The sequence below is a fragment of the Aestuariicoccus sp. MJ-SS9 genome, from assembly GCF_032586235.1.
In the GTDB taxonomy this organism is placed as follows: domain Bacteria; phylum Pseudomonadota; class Alphaproteobacteria; order Rhodobacterales; family Rhodobacteraceae; genus Aestuariicoccus.
The window spans coordinates 177960-197545 of record NZ_JAWHTD010000001.1; the positions used below are offsets into that span (position 1 = coordinate 177960).

Genomic DNA, 19586 nt, shown 5'->3' on the forward strand with positions numbered 1-19586 from the left:
TCCAATAGGGTCCGGCCGCAGGGTATGGGCCGGCGGTTTGTGTACTGGCGGCTCAGGCGCATTCGGTGACCGGCCCGACATGGACGGTGCCGCCACTGGCAGCGGCGTCAAGCGTGGCCAGTGTCGCGGCGAGGGTGGCCAGACCGTCGCGGCCCGTGGCCAGCAGATCGTCCGCCGCGCCCCCGGCCACACGGGCAAAGCGCAGCATCTGTTCCAGGATCGGATCGACGCGGGGCAGCTTGGGCCCGGGGGTGCGGGTCTGCGCCGTCCGCCAATCCGTCGCCTCGTGCCACAGATCGAGGGAGGGAAAGCAAAGGCTGGCCTTGGTGCCGATGAAGCGCACAGGGTCCTGACCGGTCTGGCCGATCTCGGGGTTCTCGCCCGAGGCGGCCTCGAAGCTCCAGGGCGAGGCGCCGGCGTCCGAGATCAGGAAGGTACCGAGCGCGCCCGAGGCAAAGCCCAGCGTCAGCGCGGCGGTGTCCTCGATCGCCAGACCGCGGGCCGCATTCGCTGTCTGCGCGGTGATGCTGGCGATCTCGCCCATGAACAGCCGCAAGAGGTCGATCTCGTGGCTGAGGTTGGTCAGGATCGGCCCCGCGCCCGGCGCGCGCCGCCAGGGCACGTCGTAATAGCTGTCGTGCTTGCGCAGCGACCACAGCCCCTGAACGGCGACCAGCGTGCCCAGATCGGGCAGGCGGTCGCGGGCGGCGGCGACGAATGGATGGCAGCGCCGGTGGTGCCCGGTCAGCAGCGGCAGGCCGGCGCTCTCTGCCGCGCGGCAGAGCGTTTCGGCCTCGTCCAGCGTGGCGGTGACGGGCTTTTCGACCAGCACCGCCCAGCCCCGCCCCAGCGCGGCCAGCCCGCTGGCCAGGTGATCCGGGGTCGGCGTGGCGATCACGGCCGCGCGGGTGCGGGCGGGCACGTCCTCGACCCCGGACACGACCGGAAACCCGAGGCTTTCCAGCTCCGCGCGGCGTGCCTCCTGCGGTTCGACCACCGCCGTCAGGTCGATCTGCGGCGCGGCCAGCGCGACCGACATGTGCCGGAACCCGATCGACCCGCCACCGATTACGCAAAGCGGAAGCGCTGGGGCCATCACATCACCGCGCCGATCTGCCAGGGCACGAATTCGTAATCGCCCAACCCCTGCGCCTCGGATTTGGTCGCCTCGCCGCTGGCCATCCGCAGCCACATCTCATAGATCTCGCGGCCCACCTCCTCGACGCTGGCCTTGCCGGTCAGGATGCGGCCCGCGTCGATGTCCATGTCGTCGCTCAGCCGCGCGTACATTTCCGAATTGGTGGCGATCTTCATCGACGGGCTGGGTTTCGCGCCGAAGGCCGAGCCGCGCCCGGTGGTAAAGGCCACCAGATTGCAGCCCGAGGCGATCTGCCCCGTGACCGAGGCCGGATCGTAACCGGGGCTGTCCATGAAGGTGAAGCCCCTGGCCGTCACCGGCTCGGCGTATTTGTAAACGCCGGTCAGCGGCGTGGTGCCGCCCTTGGCCGCGGCCCCCAGCGATTTTTCGAGGATCGTCGTCAGCCCGCCTTTCTTGTTTCCGGGGCTGGGATTGTTGTCCATGCTGCCTTTGTTGCGGGCGGTGTAATCCTCCCACCAGCGAATGAGGCCGACCAGCTTTTCGCCGGTGGCGCGGTCGGCGGCGCGGGCGGTGAGCAGGTGCTCGGCGCCGTAGATCTCGGGCGTTTCGGCCAGCACGCCGGTGCCGCCCTGCGCCACCAGCAGGTCGCAGGCATGGCCCAGAGCCGGGTTGGCGGTGATGCCCGACCAGGCGTCCGACCCGCCGCATTGCAGCGCGACCATCAGCTCGGAGGCGGGGCATTCGCTGCGGGTGGCTTCATTCACCAGCGGCAGCATCGCCTCGATCTTCTTGATCCCCAGCTCGACCGTCTTGCGCAGCCCGCCGACGTCCTGAATGTTCATCGTCTGAAAGAGCGGGCCGGGGGTGAGGCCGAAGGCCTCGACCAGCCAGTCGATCTGGTTCATCTCGCAGCCCAGCCCCGCCATCAGCACGCCGCCGACATTGGGATTGCGGGCATAGCCCCACATGACGCGCTGCAGCGCCTCGAAACCCTCGCCATCCCCGGCCATGCCGCAGCCGGTGCCATGCACAAAGGCGGCGACGCCGTCGACATTGGGATAGGGGGCCAGCCGGTCGGGGGTGAAATGCTGCGCGATCATGCGCGCGGCGGTCGCCGAGCAATTCACCGAGGTGATGACGGCGATATAGTTGCGCGTGCCGACCCGGCCCGAGGGGCGACGGAAGCCCATGAAGCTGTCTTTTTGCGCGGCGGGCGCCACGGGCCGCAGGTTGGTGCCGAACTCGTATTCGGTATCGACGTTGCGGAAGTCGAGGTTGTGCGTGTGCACATGCGCGCCCTGCGGAATGTCCTCATGCGCATAGCCGATGATCTGGTCGTATTTGCGCACGGGCTGGCCCTTGGCGATGGCCTGGGTCGCCATCTTGTGGCCGCGCGGGATCAGCGTCGTGGCGCCCTCGTCGCCTACGGCGAGCGGGCGGATGGCGGTGACCACGTTGTCATGGTCGGACAGACGGACGGTGTTCATCTCGGTGCAACCTTCGTTTCGGGCGCGCCGCAGTCCCGGGCCCGATCCGGGGCCTCTTGGCCATGAGGTCCCGGGGCAAGCCCGGGACTGCGACGCGTGTCGTGATGCATTTCAGGCACAGGCAGGGCTGTCCGCCTGCCAGCGGTGGATCGGGATATGAGGCTGGCCTGCGAGCCGGGCGCGGGCGGCTTCCCACATCGCGCGCCATGCGCGCCAGTCCCGGAGTTCGGTGTCCGGCGCGGCGCGCGAGCGCGCGACGAAGTCGGGGAAATGCGCGCGGCCCGTCGGCTGGCCGGTCACATTGTAGCGAATGTCGAAGGACCAGCGGAAGGCGTCCGACCGGTTCACCAGCGAGGCATGCGGCGTCAGCGGATGGAAGATCACCGCGCCGCCGGCCTTGACGGGCAGCGGCAGCGCTGCCTCTTCGTCGAGGAACCCGTCGGCGATGGCGGTCTGGCGTTTGGGGCAATGCGGGCACATGCGCGGCTTTCCGGGGATCACCTGCAAACAGCCGTTCTCGACCGTCGCATCGGTGATCGCCAGCCAGACCGTCACCATCCGCGTCGCGTCGCCCTCTTCATGCGCCACCGCGCGGTCCTGGTGCCAGTCGGTCGCGGTGATATGCGCGCGGATCTCGTCGCCGCGCAGGTCGGTCGCGGGGGGCTTCAGCCGCACGTGCTGGATCGGGTTCGAGGCGATCTCGGGCCCGATCAGATCCTCCACCAGATCGAGCAGGCGCGGGCAGGTCACCATGTCGAAGACCGCCGGGCCGAAGTGAAACGGCGTGTCGGCGGCGATCGCATCGCCGGGCAGCGAGATGTCCATCGGCTGAAACCAGTCGCAGCCGGCGGCGTAGCTGGTCAGCAGCTTGTCCTGAAACCCGCCGTCGCAGGGCGGCACGCGCCCCTCGGCCTGCCAGCGGGCATAAAGCGCGTCGAGCAGGGTCGCGTATTCGGCGCGGATCCGGTCCAGCAGGCCGGGCGGCAGCACGTCCTCCACCACCAGGAAGCCGACCTGTTCGAACTGGTCTTTTTGGGTGTCCGACAGAAACAGGGTCATGGTCGCAGGCTCTCCAGCCGGTCCCAGTCGAAGACGACGCCGTGGCCCGGACGGTCGGGGGCGATGGCGTGGCCGTCTTCGATCCGCAAAGGCGTCTCGACATAATGCTCGAGCCCGAAGCCATGCGCCTCGAGATACGAGCGGTTGGGGCAGGCGGCGAGCAGATGCACGGTGATGTCATGCGCGCCGTGGCTGGTCACGGGCAGGTGGTGCGCCTCGGCCAGCCGGGCGATCTTTATGAACGGTGTGACGCCGCCGCAATTGGTGACGTCCGGTTCGGGAAAGCTGACGCCGCCGCTGTCGATGACCGTCTTGAAATCCCACAGCGACCGCAGGTTTTCGCCGGTGGCGACGGGAATGCCGCCTTCGGTCTGCACCCTTGCGTGGCCGGCGGGATCGTCGGGCGGGATCGGTTCCTCGAACCAGGTCAGGTCGAATTCCGCAAAGGCGCGCGCGGCGCGGATCGCGCCCGCGACCGTGTATTTCATGTTGGCGTCGACCATCAGCGGCAGGTCCGCGCCGAAGGCGTCGCGCATGGCGGTGATCTTGGCCACATCCTCGGACAACCTGTCGCGGCCCACCTTCATCTTGATAGCGCGGTGGCCGTTTTCCATGTTGTCGCGGGTCTGGGCCACCAGCTCTTCGGGGGTCAGGTCGAGGTCGATGCCGCCCGCGTAGCAGGGCACCCTGGGGTCGAACCCGCCCAGCAGCCGCCAGAGCGGCAGGCCCGCCCGTTTCGCCTTGAGATCCCAGAGCGCGATATCCAGCGCCGACAGCGCCAGCACCGTCGGCCCGCCGCGCCCGCCGTAGTGGAAGGCCCACCAGAGGTCCTTCCAGATCGCCTCGGTCAGGTCGGCGTCGCGGCCCAGAACCTTGGGCGCCATCTCGCGCCCCAGGATATCCGCCGCCGCGCCGCCGTTCACGCCGCAGGTGAAGGTATAGCCCACACCCTCGGCGCCGTCGGCGTCGCGCACCCGCGCGGTGACCACCTCGAAACCGCGCATCTGGCCGTGCATCGAATCCTCGAGCACCCGGGGCAGCGGGATCATGTAGTGATCGGCGATGATGCGGTCTATCCGGGCCATGGCTTGGGTCGTATCAGAGGAAGAGGGTCACGATGGGCGGCCAGATCAGCAGAACCGACAGCGCCAGCAGCTGGATTGCGATGAAGGGCAGGAACCCGCGGAAGATGTCGGTCAGCGAGATATGCGGCGGCGCCACCGATTTCAGATAGAAGGCCGCGGGGCCGAAGGGCGGCGACAGGAAACTGACCTGCATGTTCATGCAGAACACCACACCGAACCAGATCGCCACATGGCGCGGCTCGAGCTGGCCGAGATAGCCCAGCTCTTCGATCGGCAGTTTCAGCACGATGGGCAGGAACACCGGCATGATCAGCAGCACGATGCCGACCCAGTCCATGAACATGCCCATGATCAGGAAGATCACCATCATGGTCAGGATGATGCCCATGGTCGGCAGATCCGCGCCGACGATCAGGTTGGCCACATAGGTGGGCCCGCCGGCCAGGGTATAGGCCGCCGCCAGCGCCGCCGCGCCGATGGTCACCCAGATGATCGTGCCGGTGGATTTCAGCGTCCGCATCAGCGAATCCCAGACGATGTCGAAGGTCATCTCGCGCCGGATCAACCCGATCACGAAGACCGCGATCACGCCCATGCCGGCGGCCTCGGTGATGCCGGTGATGCCGCCGTAGATCGACCCCAGCACCACCCCGATCACCACGATGGGCGCGATAAGGCCCTTGCCCATCTGCCAGCCTGCGGCGGTGCGCTCGCGCCCGACCACGACGAAGACAATCAGCAGGGAAATCGCGAAGGCCCCGACAATCCAGGGAATGTCCGACACCATCCCGAGGAAGATCGGATCGACCCCTTCGGTCACCGCATTGGCCCCGGTGAAGGTAAAGAAGAGGTTGCGCGCCAGCAGCACCCCGGTCAGCCACAGGGTGAACCGCGCCAGGAAGCCTAGGAACATCAGCCCCTTTTCGCTGCCACTGGGGTCATTGGGGTCGGGTTCTGGCAGGGGCGCCTGGCTTGGGTCCATCCGCGTCCGGATCAGGATGTAGATGATGAAGAACGACGCCAGCATGAAGCCCGGCAGGAAGGACGCGGTAAAGAGCGCCTTGATCGAGGTCTCGGTCACCAGCCCGTAGAAGATCAGCACGATCGAGGGCGGGATCATGGTGCCCAATGAACCCGACGCGCAGATCGTGCCGATGGCGAGGTTCTGGTTGTAGCCCAGCCGCAGCATCTGCGGCAGGGCGATCAGCCCCAGCAGCACCACCTCGCCGCCGATGATCCCGGACATGGCCGCCATGATCACCGCCATGATCGAGGTCACAACCGCGATCCCGCCGCGCATCCGCGACAGCCAGACGTTCAGCGACGAATACATGTCGCGGGCGATCCCGGATCGCTCGAGTAACGCGGCCATGAATATGAAGAGCGGCACCGATATCAGAACGTAGTTCGTCATCTGCCGGTAGACCGCCTGGCTGAGCACCGACAACGGCCCCATGCCGAAGCGGCCGAACAGAAGGTCGGGCCCGAATTTCATCACCAGCGTCGCCACCGCCAGAAAGGCCGAGGCAAAGCCCAGCGGCATACCGATGGCCAAAAGCGCGAACATGCCCAGCAACAAAAGCAGGCTGAGGGTGCCGATATCGACCATTAGTTCTTCTCCTCAAGCGTGCGGCGGATGTTCTCGATCTCGGTCTCGTCGACATCGTCGAGGGGCGAATGATGCTCGGGGTGTTTTTTCCAGTCGGTGATGAGGTTCGAAAGCGCCTGGATCGCCACCAGCGTGATGATGATCAGGATGGCGGGTTTCACCGTGGCGGGAATGGGCGGATCCCAGGCGGTGCCGAAGGTCTCCATCCGGCCGAATTTCTGCTGGGCCTCGTTGAAGGCGCCCCAGACCAGGCTGAAGGTGAAGGCCCAGATCAGGAAGACAGAGATCACGTCGGACGCTTTCTGCATCCAGCGCGGCATGATGTTGTAGATGATGTAGATGCGGATGTGGCTGCGCTGCTGCATGGCATAAAGCCCGGCCAGCAGGAACACGAAGGCCGCGATCCAGAGCGATAGCTCGTTGGCCCAGAGCGTCGGCTTTTCGAAGACGTAGCGCGACACGACTTCGTAGAACATCACCAGCACGATGCCGGCGACGCCGATCATCGCGACGCGCGAACAGACCAGCGACAGATAATCCAGCGGGCCCGTGGGCGCCGGTTCGATGCTGCCGATGAAATCCGACAGGTAGAGCGAGGCCAGCAGCAAGGTCAGGAACATCAGCCAAAGCATGATCTGAACCTGCGGCCGCCCCTCGGGGCGCAGCATCTCGTGCATCGAAATGCCCTCGGCACTCAGGAAATGCCCGCCGATCAACCAGATCGCCATCGCCAGTGTCGCGACCGTGACCCCGATCAGAGCCATGCGGACCGGCGCGCGCATCGGGCCCAGCCAAACGCTTTCGGTTTGCATGATCCGTCCCCCCGTTGAGTTCGACATTGCCGGACCGGTTCACCGCTGCCGGCAAGAAATTGCGGCAGGCCCGTGGACCTGCCGCATGGGTCCTTGCGCTTTTGCGCAAGGACAAGCTCCTGGTCAGTCGGCGATCAGGCCGAGCTGACCCAGATAGGCCTTGTGGCTGTCCACCAGCGCACGCGCCTCGGGGGTCTTTTCGGCCCAGCCTTCCCAGGCCGCCTGCGCGCCCTTGCGGAACGCGGCGCGGTCCTCGGCCGACCAGTCGTACAGCGTCACGCCCTCGGCGGTCAGCTTGGCCGCGGCCTCGGCATTGGCGCGCTCGGAATAAAGCGCGGTCTGCAGCGCCAGCTTCTGCATCGCGGTTTCGATGATGCGCTTGTGCTTGTCGCTCAGCCCGTCCCACACGGTCTTGTTGCAGGCCAGGTGGTCCGACGGCATCGAGTGGAAGCCGGGGTAGGTGGCGTGCTTGACGATGTCGTAAAGACCCAGGCCCACGTTGTTGGCCAGGCTCGACGCGTCGGCGCCGTCGATGATGCCGGTTTCCAGCGCGGTGAAGATCTCGGTGAAGTCCATCACGATGGGCGAGGCGCCCAGCTCGGCGAAGATCTCGGTCTCAAGTCCCGGGGGCGAGCGGAATTTCCAGTCCTTCAGATCGTCCGGCCCGGCCAGCGGGCGCGACGAGGACATGGATTCCTGTCCGTAGATCCACCACCCGATCAGCTGCATGCCGTAGGTGTTGTACAGCTCTTGTGCGGCCTCCAGGCCGCCGCCGTAGTAGAGCCACGACAGCTGCTGGTAGGGCGTGTCATAGCCGCCCATGATGTCGCCGACGAACTGGAACGCGGGGTTCTTGCCGGTCTGGTAGGCGCCGCCGGTCATGTCGCAATCGAGAATGCCGTTGGCGGCGGCGTCGAAGGTTTCGACCGTCGCCACGACTGAGGACGAAAAGAAGAACTCGATGTCGATCTCGCCACCGGACATCAGCTCGACATCGTCGATGAATTGCTGGGTCAGCTGGCCCGACACGGATTCGGGTGCGTAATGGTTCTGAATGCGCAGCGTCACTTCTTGCGCCATCGCGGAGCCCGCGATCACGACAGCCAGTGCCGCCGAGCCAAGCAGTTTTGAATAAGACATTTTTTTCCTCCCTGAGCGGTGTCTGAACCGCAATCCGATGCGCCGGTGGCTTAGGCCCGGCGCGAAGAATGGTATACCATCCCGCAGCGAACGCTAACCAAGACCTTCTCGACAATCAATCAATTTTGGTATACCAAAAAAAATAAGAGTGAGGCGGCGGCAAGCGCCTGAAAATGTTTGATAATTGCCGGCAATCTGCGAAAGGATGCAAAAGGATCATGGCGGACACCACGCTGCCGGACCAGATCGCGGCGCGGCTGCGCCGGGATATTTTGCGCGGCAGGCTGGCACCGGGCGCCCCCGTCAAAGAGCGCGACAACGCCGCCGAGATGGGGGTCAGCCGGACGCCCATGCGCGAGGCGATTCGCATTCTGGCCAAGGAAGGTCTGGTCGAACTGCGCCCCGCCCGCAGCCCCGTCGTCGCCAATCCGACCCTGAAAGAGGTGACCGACGCGATCACCGTTCTGGTGGCGCTCGAGGAACTGTCGGGCCGGCTGGCGGTCGAACACGCCACCGACGAAGAGATCGCCGGCATCCGCCGGATCCACGAAAAGATGGCCGCCGAATTCGATCTGCTGGATCACATCGACCGGTTCGAGATCGACATGGCCTTTCACATCGCTATCGCCAAGGCCTCGCATAACGTGGCGCTGGCGCGTACGCATGGGGCCTATCTGGCGCGGATGTGGCGGGCGCGCTTTCTGTCCGCCCGCACCCGTCGCAACCGCGACCGCGTGCTGCGCCAGCACGGCACCATCGTCGCCGGGCTCGAGGCGCGCGACGCCGAGGCCGTCAGCCGCGAGATCGGCGTTCACCTCGGCCACCTGCTGACGCATATCATCGAGGAATTCCGCGACCGGGCCGAAGACGCCCGCCCGGCGGTGGAGGTCGAATCCGACTCCGGGTCGTGATAACGATCCGCAACTGACCACAAAGAAAGGGAGCGAAGATGAAACTGCTGCGTTACGGGGCCGTGGGGGCCGAAAAGCCGGGGATGCTGGACGCCGATGGCAATGTGCGGGATTTGTCGGCGCATGTGACCGATTTCGCGGGGGACTCGGTGTCGATCGCGGCGCTCGACGCGCTGCGCGGGATCGACCCGGCGTCGTTGCCGCTGGTCGAAAATCCGGGCCGGATCGGCAGCCCGCTGGCCAGCGTGCCGAACTTTTTCTGTGTCGGCCTGAACTACGCCAAGCACGCCGCCGAAACCGGGGCCGAACCGCCGAAAGAGCCGATCCTCTTTTCCAAGGCGACCTCGGCGCTTTCGGGGCCCAACGACCCGGTGATCATCCCGCGCAAATCGGTCAAGAGCGACTGGGAGGTCGAACTGGGCATCGTGATCGGGGCCGAGACGCTTTACGTCTCGGAGGCTGACGCGCTGAACCACGTGGCGGGCTATTGCATTATCAACGACGTCAGCGAACGCGAATTCCAGATCGAGCGCGGCGGCACCTGGATGAAGGGCAAGGGCGCGCCCACCTTCGGGCCGACCGGCCCCTGGCTGGTGACCGCGGACGAGGTGCCGGACCCGCAGAAACTGGACCTGTCGCTAAGCCTGAACGGCGAGGTGGTGCAAAGCTCGAACACCGACGACATGATCTTTTCGGTCGTCGAGATCGTCAGCTACATGAGCCAGTTCATGAAGCTGGTGCCCGGCGACATCATCGCCACCGGCACCCCGTCGGGCGTCGGCATGGGCATGAAGCCGCAGCGCTTCCTGCGCCCGGGCGATGTGATGGAGCTTGAGATCGAGGGGCTTGGCAAACAGCGCCAGGAGGCCGTCGCGGCCGAGTGATCTTTACCGCTCAAGATTACCGAGAACGCCCCGTTTCGGCGGGGCGTTTTGCCCGGAAATCGGCGTCTAGTTGAAAAATCTTCAGGAAAATGTAAGTTAATTCAAGCAGTCAACAAATCATAACACAGCCAAGGGCGTTCATTTCATGCCGAAAATCGGGGAACAGATCGCCGCATTGCCGATGCGGTGGGACAAGAACGGGGATTTGCAGATCCTCATGGTAACCTCGCGCGACACCGGTCGCTGGGTCATGCCCAAAGGCTGGGAAATGGACGGCAAGAAACCCTGGGCCGCCGCCGAGATCGAGGCGTTGGAAGAGGCCGGCGCCAAGGGCTACATCGGCCACGAGGCTATCGGCACCTACCGCTATCCCAAGATCATGGACGACGGGCGCATCGTTCCCTGCCGCGTGCGGGTCTATCCGATGATCGTGGAAAAGCTGAAATCCGACTGGAAAGAGCGCAAGGAACGCACCCGCCGATGGTTCTCGCCCAAGGCGGCGGCCAAGCGTGTCGACGAAGAGGATCTGGCCGCGCTGTTGCTGACGCTGGTCAAGAAGCCCCGCGAACAGCCGGTCATCCAGGAATTGCTCAAGGCAAGCTAGGCGTGTCAGTCCACCGGCAGGCCGCTTGGGACGCTGTCGGGGCGGCCCATCGGCGTGCTTAGGGCGCTGGCCCCGGTCAGCGCGCGCAGAAAGGCCTCGATCGCGGCGATGTCGTTTGATGACAGCGGCACCGCGTCGGCGGGGACGGCTGCCGCCTGCCGGGCCATCTCGAACCGGTCCGAGGCGATCACGAAATCACTGGCCGCCAGCCAGTCGGCGCGCGGCAGCCGCGCCATCTCGCGTTGCCAACGGGCGCGGGCGGCGCGCGGGTCGGCCATGTGGGCGATGATGCCTGGCAGGTCCGGATAGGCCCCGTTGTGCCCGTAGGGCGCCGTCAGCGCGACGTTGCGCAGCGACGGGGTGCGGAACTTGTAGGCGTCCTCCAGATCGTCGGTGGCCCCCATGCGCCCCACATCGCGCGGGGTCGGATCGAAGCGGCGCGTGCGCCCGGGGCCGAAGGCGGGCAGGCCCATGGCGTGAAACTGGTGGTCTGTAAACAGCGGCCCCGAATGACACTCCGCACAGCCCGCGCGCCCAAAGAACAAGAGCCGCCCGCGTTCGGCATCTGCGGGCAGGGGCGTGCCAGCGGTGACGAAGGCGTCATAGGGGCTGTCGAAGCTTTGCCATTCGGCGCCGATGAAGGCGGCGATGGCATTGGCGATCTCGACGATGGTCACCTCGTCGGCGCTGTCGACACCAGGAAAGGCCGCGACGAACATCTCGCCATATTCCGGGATCGTGCGCACCCGCTTGGCCAGGATCGGCCAGGCGGCGTCGATCCGGTCGTGCACGGCGCCTGCGATCTCATTCTCCCTGGGGTTCCCGGCCATCTCGAATTGCGCGGTCATGGGAAACAGGGCTTGTGCGGCGAGGATCGAATTCAGCCCCTGCGGCAGCCATTCCTCGGCCGGGCTGTCAAAGCCGTTTCCGTAAAGTTCCGACACCTCCAGCCGCCCGTCGTGGAACAGCACACGGATGTCCTTGTGCCCGAGGTTCCAGAGCGCCGGGGCGTTGCGGGGGATGCGTTTGCGGATGCGGTCGTCGCCCTCGCCCGCGGTGCGGTCGGGGCCGATGCCCGCGCCGCCCTCGCCGATCCCGAGGCTCAGCCGGTCGGTGCCGCCGAGATCGTGATGGTGGCAGGTGCCGCAGCTGATATTGCGGTTGCCCGACAGGATCTTGTCGTAGAACAGCAATTGCCCGATCCGGGCTTGCGCCGGATCGAAGGGCAGGAAATCATCCGCCGCAGGGGTTTCGGCCAACACCGGCCCCGCGAGGCAAAGGAGGACCGCGTGACACCAGGAAAGACGTTTGCCGCGGCGGTGACCGCTTTGGCGCTGTTGCCGCTCGGCCCGGCGCGCGCCGATATCGAGGACGGACGCGACCTGATGGAGGCTGGGCGTTTCCAAGAGGCCTATGACGCGTTCTGGCCCGCGGCGCGGTCGGGCAACGCCGATGCCGAGGAACTGATCGGCGTCATGTATGCGCTTGGGCTGGGGGTCGAGCAGGATTACGTCCGCGCCTTCGAATGGTATCTGCGCAGCGCGATGAAGGGCCATCCGGGGGCGCAATCTGGCATCGGCTGGTATTACGAGACCGGGCTCGGCCTGCCCGCGCCTGATCTGGTGCGCGCCTACCTGTGGTACCGGCTCAGCACCATCGGCGGCGACCCCGACGCGGCGATCTCGGTCGAGGAGGTGGTCAAGAAGATGACGCCAGAGGAAGTGGCCTATGCGCATGAGCTGGTCGATGACTACCGCGTCTGGATGTACCCGTTCCGCTGAAGCGTGGCGCGGCGGCGGCGCAAGCGCAAGAGACCATTTGCGAAATCACATCAGGGGGCGTCTGGGCACTAGCGACGTGTCCACCAGCCCGGCCTCTTCCAACGCTTCGATGTCGGGCACCCGCAGGCGTCCGTCGCTCCAGCTGGCGAGTTGCCGGTCGCGCAGACGGGCCAGCGTCTTGTTGGTATGCACCAGCGACAGCCCCAGCGCATCGGCCAGATCCTGCTGGCGGTAAGGCAGCGGTATCTCTCCATCCCGGTCGAGCCCCAGCGCGCAGATCCGCCGGTAGATGCGCGAAAAGGCCCAGGCGACCCGTTCGATCGCGCTTTTCTGCCCGACGCTGGTGACGGTCTCGCCCAGAAAGCGCTCTTCCAGTGCCGCGAGCCACGTCAGGTCGAAGGCGCGTTCGGGCCGCGACTTAAACAGCGTCCACAATTCCGACCGGTCGAAGACGCAAAGCCGCATGGGCGTCGTCGCCTCGACCGAATGGGTCATCTCGTTCATCACCCCGGCCTGAAGCCCGAGAAAATCGCCCGGAAAGACGAAGTTGATCACCTGCCGCCGCCCGTTCGCGAGGAGCTTGTAGCGCAGCCCCATCCCCGACAGCGCGGTGAAAAGCTGCGGGGTGTTGGCGCCTTCGGACATCAGCGGCGCGCCGGCGTCGACGGTCATTTCGCCGACCTTGAAACGCTCCATGAACTCGACCTCCTCGGACCGCATCTGGGTGAAGAGGTCGAGCTTGCGGATCGGGCAGTTTCGGCATTGCGTTGCCATGGCGGCTCCTGACTATGTCATAGATTAATGCAGAGTGTACCTTTTGTGTTCCATCTGGCCTGATGGATATTCAGGTTCAGGAACGGCTCATGGGATTGGATGCAGGCCGGACGGGCGCGGAACGGGTCTTTGTCGTGTCGGCAAACGATTTCGTGGCGCAGGACGCCGCGGATATTGTCGGCGACGACATGCCCGGGGCGGAGGTGCGCGTTTTCAGCCATCCCAACGCCGTCGCCGACGCGATGGCGCAGGAAGGCCCGGCGTCGCACGACATCGCGCTTGTGATCGCGCCGCGTTGGGAGCTGGCGGGAACGCGGCTGGTCGACACCCTGGCGGCGCGCGGCGGCATTCTGGTCATGCTGACGGCCGGACCGATGGACAGCCCCGTCACCGAATGCCGCACGATCACGGGCAGCCGTCCGCATCGCTGCAGGCCTTGCTGCAAGAGGCTTTGACGCTGGGCGGTTGAGGGATCGGGGTTTTGGCCCGGCACCTTCCAAACGGAACGTGCAAAAAGAAACCGGGCCGCGTGGCGGATGCACGCGGCCCGGTGACTTGGGTTCCGAAAAGGATCAGTTCAGATCGGCCTCATAGGCGGCGGCCAGATCGGCCTCGGCCTCGGCCACGGCGGCGGTCAGAGCGTTGAAGATCTCTTCGCCGCCGTCGACGTTCTCCTTGAACCAGTCAAAGACCGGCGCCGCGGCGTCGCGGAAGGCGGCCTTTTCCTCGGGCGTGGGCACGTAGAGATCGCCGCCACCGGCCACGAAATCCTCATAGGCCTGGATCGACTTGCGCTTGGGGCTGGCGAAGGTCGCCTGCTGTAGCGCGGCAAAGCCATCGACCACGACGCGGCGCATGTCCTCGGGCATGGACAGGAACTTTTCGTTGTTCATGACCCAGATCGCGCCCATGTAGGCGTGGCCGTCCAGCGTGACGTAGTTCAGGCCGGCATCGGGGAACTTCATGTTCATGATGTCGGTGATGCCGTTCTTCGAGCCTTCGACCACGCCGGTCTGGAAGCTGGTGAAAAGCTCGGGCCAGCTGATCGGGGTGGGCGATGCGCCCAGGGCCTTGACCAGCTCTTGCGGCAGGTCGGCGACCACTGTGCGGATCTTGAGCCCGGCCAGATCCTCGGGCATCTGCACCCGGCGCTGGGTGTTGGCGAAGTTGCGCCAGCCGCCGGTGTTTCCGATGGTCATGATGCGGATCGTGTCACCCGAGCTGGCCAGCGCCATCTCGCGCATCTTGCGGGTGAAATCGCCTTGCAGCACGTGCTCGGCCACGCGGTCGTCGGACATCAGGTAGGGCAGGTCGAGAACCTGCACATAGGGAAAGATGCCCGCCGCGCCGCCAGAGGTGGTCACGAAGACGTCGATCGACCCGTCGGCCACGCCCTGAAGGCACTCGGCCCCGCCCGAGCAAAGCTGCGTGCCGATGAAGAGCTCGACGGCGATCTTGCCGTTCGAGGCGTTCTCGATGTGGTTCTTGAAGACCACGAGACCGTCGTAATCCTCGTCGTTTTCGTTCGAGTTGGCGGTGGCGCGGATGGTGTAATCCTGCGCGCTGGCAGCAATAGCGCTGCCCGCCAGCAGTGCGGCCGTCAGCGCCGCCGTTGTCAGACCTTTGAGCATTGGTGTCTCCCTGTAGCTTTTCTTTCGGTCGGTTCATGGGCGTCGCCGCCCGGTGGGTCAGTCCGCGAACCCGGTAAGGCGCGGAATGGTCATGGATATCTCGGGGATGAAGGTGATGAGGAAGATCACCAGGATTTCGACCGCGAGGAAGGGCAGGATCGCGCGGGCGATGGTCTCGACCCGCTCGCCGCTGACCGACGAGGCGACAAAGAGCACCAGCCCCATTGGCGGCGTGGCCAGGCCCACGGTCAGGTTGACCGACATGATGATCGCGAAGTGGATCGGGTCGATGCCCAGCTCGACGAAGATCGGCCCCAGGATCGGCCCCAGGATGATGATCGCCGGCCCTGCATCCAGGAACATCCCCACCACGAAGAGCAGCAGGTTGATCAGGAACAGCAGGACCAGCGGGTTCTGCGACAGCCCCAGGATGATCTCGGCCAGCTGTTCGGGCGCATGGCTGAGGCTGACCACGGTCTTGAACGCCATCGCCGCGCCCACCAGCAGCAGCACCACCGCCGAGGTCATGGCCGAGCGCATCAGCACATCCGGCAGGTCGCCGACCCTCAGCGTCTTGAGCACGAACATCCCGATGATGATCGCATAAGCCACCGCCACGGCCGCGGCCTCGGTCGGGGTGAAGACGCCCATCAGGATGCCGCCCAGGATGATCACCGGCGTCAGCAGCGGGAAGAACGCCTTGAGGCTGGCCTGCCCCCGCTCGGACCAGGTGGATTTAGCGGTCGAGGCGGGGAAGTCGTATTTGTCGGCCATGACCTTGACCATGATCATCAGCCCCAGACCAACCAGGATCCCCGGCACGATGCCCGCCAGGAACAGCGCGGCGACGCTCTCGCCCATGACATAGGCGTAGATGATCATGATGCCCGAGGGCGGGATGATCGGCCCGATCACGGAACTGGCGGCGGTGATCGCGGCGGCGAAGCGGCGGGTGTAGCCCTCTTTCTCCATCGCGGGGATCAGCATCGACCCCAGCGCCGAGGTGTCGGCCACCGCCGACCCCGACAGGCCCGCGAACAGCATCGAGGACAGCACGTTCACATGCGCCAGCCCGCCGCGGAAATGGCCCATCATGGCCTGGCTGAATTCCACCAGCCGCATGGTGATGCCGCCACGGTTCATCAGCTCGCCCGCCAGCATGAAGAACGGGATCGCCATCAGCGGAAAGCTGTCCATGCCGTTATAGACGTTGCGGTAGAGCAGCGACAGGTCGCGCTCTTGGCCGTTCAGCCACAGCAGGATGCCGGGCGCGGCCAGCATGCCGAAGAAGACCGGCAGGCCGATCATCAGGAACACCAGAAAGAGGGGCAAGAACCAGATCAGCATCTATTCGACCCTCAGTTCGGAATCCATCAGCGGGCGCAGGCGGTCTTCGCCGCCCAGCATGGTCACAAGCGACCGCAGGATCAGTTCTATGTTGACGACCAAGAGCAAGATCAGCCCGACGTAAAGCGACAGGTACATCCACGCCAGTTTGATCTTGAAGCCCTTCTGCCCGATCACCTCGAGCGGCAGGTAGAGCGAGGACGACGCAAAGAGCCAGCCGGACTTGACGTGCTTCAGCCCCAGTTGCAGGCCCACGACCAGCACGATGGTCGCCAGGAACAGCAACACCAGCGACAGCGCCGCGGCGGCGCGCGGGGGCAGGGTGATGGTCAGCGTGTCGATGGCCACGAAGCCGCCCCGGCGATAGGCCGAGGGCGCGATCAGCCCGGTCATCCAAAGCATCAGGAAACGCGCGGCCTCTTCGGGCCAGGGCAGGGCGTTGTTAATGACGTAGCGCATGAACACCTGCACCAGAATACACACCACCATCAATGCAATCGCTATGACCGCGAACCCGCGGCCAAGCCGCAGGATGTGGTCGTTCACGAATTGCAGGGGGCGCAGGATCCCCAGCAATGCGGCCATCGGCCTCTCCTCCCTATGCGCCCCCCCCGTTTACCGGTTTTTATCGGGGCGGATTATGTCGCGGGCGTGAAGCCCCCGTATTTTCCGCCGAAGAACATCAACGGTTCTCCGATTCGGGTGGTGACGCGCGTGACCCGCGCCACGACGATCGTATGATCGCCGCCGTCATGTTCGGCGGTTTTAGTGCATTCGAAACGCGACAGGCAGTTCTGCAACAAAGGCACGCCATGCGCGCCCTCCTCCCATGCGAACCGGTCGAACGCGTCTCCTGACCGTGCGAAGCCCTGGCAGACCTCGGCCTGGTCGCTGCCGATGACGTGAATGGCAAAGTGATCGGCGGCGGCGAAAAACGGATAGCGCGACGACCCCTTCGCCGGCGCCCAAAGCACCAGCGGCGGGTCCAGCGACACGCTGGCGAAACTGTTGGCGGTGATGCCCAGCGGGCCGTCCCCGGTGGCGCAGGTCACCACGGTGACGCCGGTGCCAAAGCGCCCCAGCGCATCGCGGAACGCGCGCGAGCTGGTCCCGGCGGGGTCGAAACTTTGCGACATGGCGTTCATCCCGGATGCTTTCCTGTGATCGCGAGGCCGGTCACCCGACCGGCGTTTCCGTGTACTGACTGTGCCTCAGGCGACTTCGCGCCCCAAAGCGTGGGTGTAAAGCTCAAACCATGTCTCCCGATCCAGGTGGACCTTCGCAGCATCGCCGATGCGGGCGATCCGGTCCAGATTATTGGTGCCGAGGACAGGTAGAATTCGTGCGGGATGTGCCAAGAGCCACGCAATCGCGACGGCGCCGGGTTCGACATTCTGCGCGTCCGCGATGCGCTGCATCGCGTCGCGCAGGGCAATATGCGCACTGTCGGTAAAGATCGCGCCGCCGCCCAGCGGAGACCATGCCATCGGCGGGATCTTGTGGCGCTGCAAAAACGCCAGCTGCCCGTCGGTGAAGGGCTGGTGCGCCAGCAGGCTCATCTCGATCTGGTTGGTGCAGAGCTTGGTGGCCATGCTGGCCTGCAAGAGCTCCCAGTCGTAGGGCATGAAGTTCGACACGCCCACCGCGCGGACCTTGCCGGAATTCACCACCTCGTCCAGCGCCGCGCCGGTTTCCTCGGCATCCATCAGCGGGTCGGGGCGGTGGATCAGCAAAAGGTCGATGTGCTCGATCCGCATCAGCCGGAGCGAATGGTCGACCGACGACAGGATATGCGCGCGGCTGGTGTCGTAATGCTTGACCCGCGCCTCGGCGTAGCGGCCCACCGGTGCGACGATGTCGCATTTCGTGACAATCTCGATCCGGTTGCGCAGATCCTTGGTCAGCGCGTTGCCGAGGATCTCCTCGGCCTCGTAGCCGCCGTAGATGTCGGCCTGGTCCATCGTCGTGATGCCCTGATCGAGGCAAGCCGCGATCTTGGCGCGGACGTGTTCGGGCGCGGTGTTGGTGTCGTCGCCCAGTCGCCACATGCCATAGACAAGGCGGCTGAAGCTTAGATCGTCGGTCAGCGATACGCGGTCCATCATCATTCCTTTATTGCGCTGTGCGGCCGGGGCGCGTCAGCGGCGCTCTCCGGCGCCAAGCGGCGTCTTGGGTGTTTCGGCGGGCACGCGGCCATAGGCCTGCGGCAATGAGCATGTCTTGAGCTGCGGCAGGACGCGGGCGCCGAAATGGCGGCATTCGTCCAGATGCGGATAGCCCGACAGGATAAAGGCGCGGATGCCCATCTTCTGGTATTGCTCCAGCTCGGACAGCACCTGGTCGGTCGATCCGACCAGCGCCGCCCCGCAGCCCGACCGCGCCCGGCCAACGCCGGTCCACAGATGCGGCTCGATAAAGCCTTCCATATCCGCCAGCTCGCGGTTCTTGGCCTGGTGCGACACGCCCAGGCTGCCGCTGTCGAGCGCGCGTTCGCGGATCGCGCGGCCCTGATCGTCGTCAAGCTTGCTGACAATGTGCTGGGCGTATTCGCGGGCCTCTGCCTCGGTGTCGCGCACGATGACATGCACCCGCAGCCCGTAATCCAGCGTGCGGCCATAACGTTCGGCCACCGCGTGCACATCCTTCATCCGCTGCGCCAGCGCGTCGCGGGTTTCGGGCCACATCAGGTAGACGTCGCAATGCTGACCGCAAAGTTCCAGCGCATCCGGCGAATAGCCGCCGAAGTAAAGCAGCGGACCGCCGGTCTGGTAAGGCTTGGCGGGGTCCGTGGTCAGCCCCTCGAAATCATAGACCTCGCCCTTGTGGTTGATCTCGTCCTGGGTCCAGGCCTGCTTGAGGATCTCGACCACCTCGCGCGAACGCTGGTAGCGGTAGGGCGAGGGGTCCTTCTGGCCGGGGAAATCCGACGAGATGATGTTCACCGTCAGCCGGCCTTCCAGCATGTGATCCAGCGTGGCGATGGTGCGGGCCAGCATGATCGGCTGCATCTCGCCGCAGCGGACGGCGGCCAGCATGTTGATCTTTTCGGTGATCGGGGCACAGCCCGCCACGAACGACAGCGTGTCCTGCCCGACCTGGTAGGACGAGGGGCACAGGATGTTGCGAAAGCCCTGCGCCTCGGCCTCTTTCACGATGGACGAACAATGCGCCCAGCTTGACCGCAGCTTGCCGTCGGGCACGCCGAGGAATTCGTAATCGTCCGAGCAGAGGGCGGCGAACCACGACACCTCGGCGGCGTCGAGATCGGGGGAGGTGATGGGAACGACGGTCATAAGGTGCCTGTGGGCTGTATCATTTCCACTTGCGTAGCACCGTGCTTGATGTAGATCAATACTGTATCAA

The 19586-nt window shown here is 65.4% G+C and carries 20 protein-coding genes; 5 read left to right on the forward strand and 15 right to left on the reverse strand.

The features are described from left to right. Positions 1 to 52 precede the first annotated feature (52 nt). The 7 genes from RXV88_RS00885 to RXV88_RS00915 form a co-directional block, all read right to left on the reverse strand. Entirely contained in the window at positions 53 to 1096 is a 1044-nt protein-coding gene (locus RXV88_RS00885; protein WP_316289826.1) for a Gfo/Idh/MocA family oxidoreductase, read from the reverse strand. Continuing rightward, positions 1096 to 2586: an altronate dehydratase family protein gene (locus RXV88_RS00890; RefSeq protein WP_316289828.1), complete on the reverse strand. Its 1491-nt coding sequence runs from the start codon at positions 2584 to 2586 to the stop codon at positions 1096 to 1098. The genes RXV88_RS00885 and RXV88_RS00890 overlap by 1 nt, the downstream gene beginning before the upstream one ends. Positions 2587 to 2697: 111 nt before the next feature. Next, the gene (locus RXV88_RS00895; RefSeq protein WP_316289829.1) at positions 2698 to 3645 is read right to left on the reverse strand and encodes a phytanoyl-CoA dioxygenase family protein; all 948 of its coding nucleotides are present in this window, start codon (positions 3643 to 3645) and stop codon (positions 2698 to 2700) included. Next, the gene (locus RXV88_RS00900) at positions 3642 to 4730 is read right to left on the reverse strand and encodes a mandelate racemase/muconate lactonizing enzyme family protein (RefSeq protein ID WP_316289831.1); all 1089 of its coding nucleotides are present in this window, start codon (positions 4728 to 4730) and stop codon (positions 3642 to 3644) included. Before RXV88_RS00900 ends, RXV88_RS00895 begins: the two co-directional genes overlap by 4 nt. A 13-nt stretch (positions 4731 to 4743) precedes the next feature. Next, a complete protein-coding gene (locus RXV88_RS00905) occupies positions 4744 to 6339 on the reverse strand; it encodes a TRAP transporter large permease subunit (protein WP_316289833.1) in 1596 nt (531 codons plus the stop codon). Beyond that, positions 6339 to 7151 (reverse strand): TRAP transporter small permease, encoded by an 813-nt coding sequence (locus RXV88_RS00910; protein ID WP_316289835.1) that lies wholly within the window; start codon positions 7149 to 7151, stop codon positions 6339 to 6341. Before RXV88_RS00910 ends, RXV88_RS00905 begins: the two co-directional genes overlap by 1 nt. Positions 7152 to 7274: 123 nt before the next feature. Further along, positions 7275 to 8291: a TRAP transporter substrate-binding protein gene (locus RXV88_RS00915; RefSeq protein ID WP_316289836.1), complete on the reverse strand. Its 1017-nt coding sequence runs from the start codon at positions 8289 to 8291 to the stop codon at positions 7275 to 7277. A 218-nt stretch (positions 8292 to 8509) separates the two neighbouring features. Here RXV88_RS00915 and RXV88_RS00920 point away from each other — a divergent pair, with 218 nt between their 5' ends. The 3 genes from RXV88_RS00920 (at position 8510) to RXV88_RS00930 (ending at position 10690) form a co-directional block, all read left to right on the forward strand. After that, entirely contained in the window at positions 8510 to 9202 is a 693-nt protein-coding gene (locus RXV88_RS00920) for a GntR family transcriptional regulator (RefSeq protein WP_316289837.1), read from the forward strand. Between the two features lie 38 nt (positions 9203 to 9240). Further along, positions 9241 to 10086, forward strand: coding sequence for a fumarylacetoacetate hydrolase family protein (locus RXV88_RS00925; RefSeq protein WP_316289839.1), 846 nt, complete (start codon positions 9241 to 9243; stop codon positions 10084 to 10086). Positions 10087 to 10231: 145 nt separating this feature from the next. Next, positions 10232 to 10690 carry an NUDIX hydrolase gene (locus RXV88_RS00930; protein WP_316289841.1) on the forward strand — a complete coding sequence of 153 codons (459 nt, stop codon included), beginning with the start codon at positions 10232 to 10234 and terminating at the stop codon, positions 10688 to 10690. 5 nt (positions 10691 to 10695) lie between these two features. Here RXV88_RS00930 and RXV88_RS00935 read toward each other — a convergent pair whose 3' ends face one another. Then, positions 10696 to 11949, reverse strand: a complete 1254-nt coding sequence (locus tag RXV88_RS00935; RefSeq protein WP_316289843.1) for a cytochrome-c peroxidase — start codon at positions 11947 to 11949, stop codon at positions 10696 to 10698. 126 nt (positions 11950 to 12075) lie between these two features. Between RXV88_RS00935 and RXV88_RS00940 the strand changes: the two genes are divergently transcribed. Then, positions 12076 to 12471 carry a tetratricopeptide repeat protein gene (locus tag RXV88_RS00940; protein ID WP_316290140.1) on the forward strand — a complete coding sequence of 132 codons (396 nt, stop codon included), beginning with the start codon at positions 12076 to 12078 and terminating at the stop codon, positions 12469 to 12471. A gap of 45 nt (positions 12472 to 12516) precedes the next feature. Here the strand turns inward: RXV88_RS00940 and RXV88_RS00945 are convergent, their stop codons facing one another. Continuing rightward, positions 12517 to 13245: a Crp/Fnr family transcriptional regulator gene (locus RXV88_RS00945; protein WP_316289845.1), complete on the reverse strand. Its 729-nt coding sequence runs from the start codon at positions 13243 to 13245 to the stop codon at positions 12517 to 12519. Between the two features lie 62 nt (positions 13246 to 13307). On the opposite strand from RXV88_RS00945, the gene RXV88_RS00950 reads away from it, so the two are divergent. Continuing rightward, positions 13308 to 13700, forward strand: coding sequence for a hypothetical protein (locus RXV88_RS00950; protein WP_316289847.1), 393 nt, complete (start codon positions 13308 to 13310; stop codon positions 13698 to 13700). Between the two features lie 117 nt (positions 13701 to 13817). On the opposite strand, the gene dctP is transcribed toward RXV88_RS00950, so the two are convergent. The 6 genes from dctP to RXV88_RS00980 all read right to left on the reverse strand — a co-directional run bounded on the left by dctP (position 13818) and on the right by RXV88_RS00980 (position 19516). Beyond that, the gene (dctP, locus tag RXV88_RS00955; protein ID WP_316289850.1) at positions 13818 to 14876 is read right to left on the reverse strand and encodes a TRAP transporter substrate-binding protein DctP; all 1059 of its coding nucleotides are present in this window, start codon (positions 14874 to 14876) and stop codon (positions 13818 to 13820) included. Between the two features lie 57 nt (positions 14877 to 14933). Beyond that, positions 14934 to 16223 carry a TRAP transporter large permease gene (locus tag RXV88_RS00960; protein WP_316289851.1) on the reverse strand — a complete coding sequence of 430 codons (1290 nt, stop codon included), beginning with the start codon at positions 16221 to 16223 and terminating at the stop codon, positions 14934 to 14936. Beyond that, positions 16224 to 16808, reverse strand: a complete 585-nt coding sequence (locus tag RXV88_RS00965; protein WP_316289853.1) for a TRAP transporter small permease — start codon at positions 16806 to 16808, stop codon at positions 16224 to 16226. A gap of 53 nt (positions 16809 to 16861) precedes the next feature. Then, positions 16862 to 17368: a flavin reductase family protein gene (locus tag RXV88_RS00970; protein WP_316289856.1), complete on the reverse strand. Its 507-nt coding sequence runs from the start codon at positions 17366 to 17368 to the stop codon at positions 16862 to 16864. A gap of 66 nt (positions 17369 to 17434) precedes the next feature. Further along, entirely contained in the window at positions 17435 to 18325 is an 891-nt protein-coding gene (locus RXV88_RS00975) for an aldo/keto reductase (protein WP_316289858.1), read from the reverse strand. 36 nt (positions 18326 to 18361) lie between these two features. Beyond that, a complete protein-coding gene (locus RXV88_RS00980) occupies positions 18362 to 19516 on the reverse strand; it encodes an LLM class flavin-dependent oxidoreductase (protein WP_316289861.1) in 1155 nt (384 codons plus the stop codon). Positions 19517 to 19586: the final 70 nt, after the last annotated feature.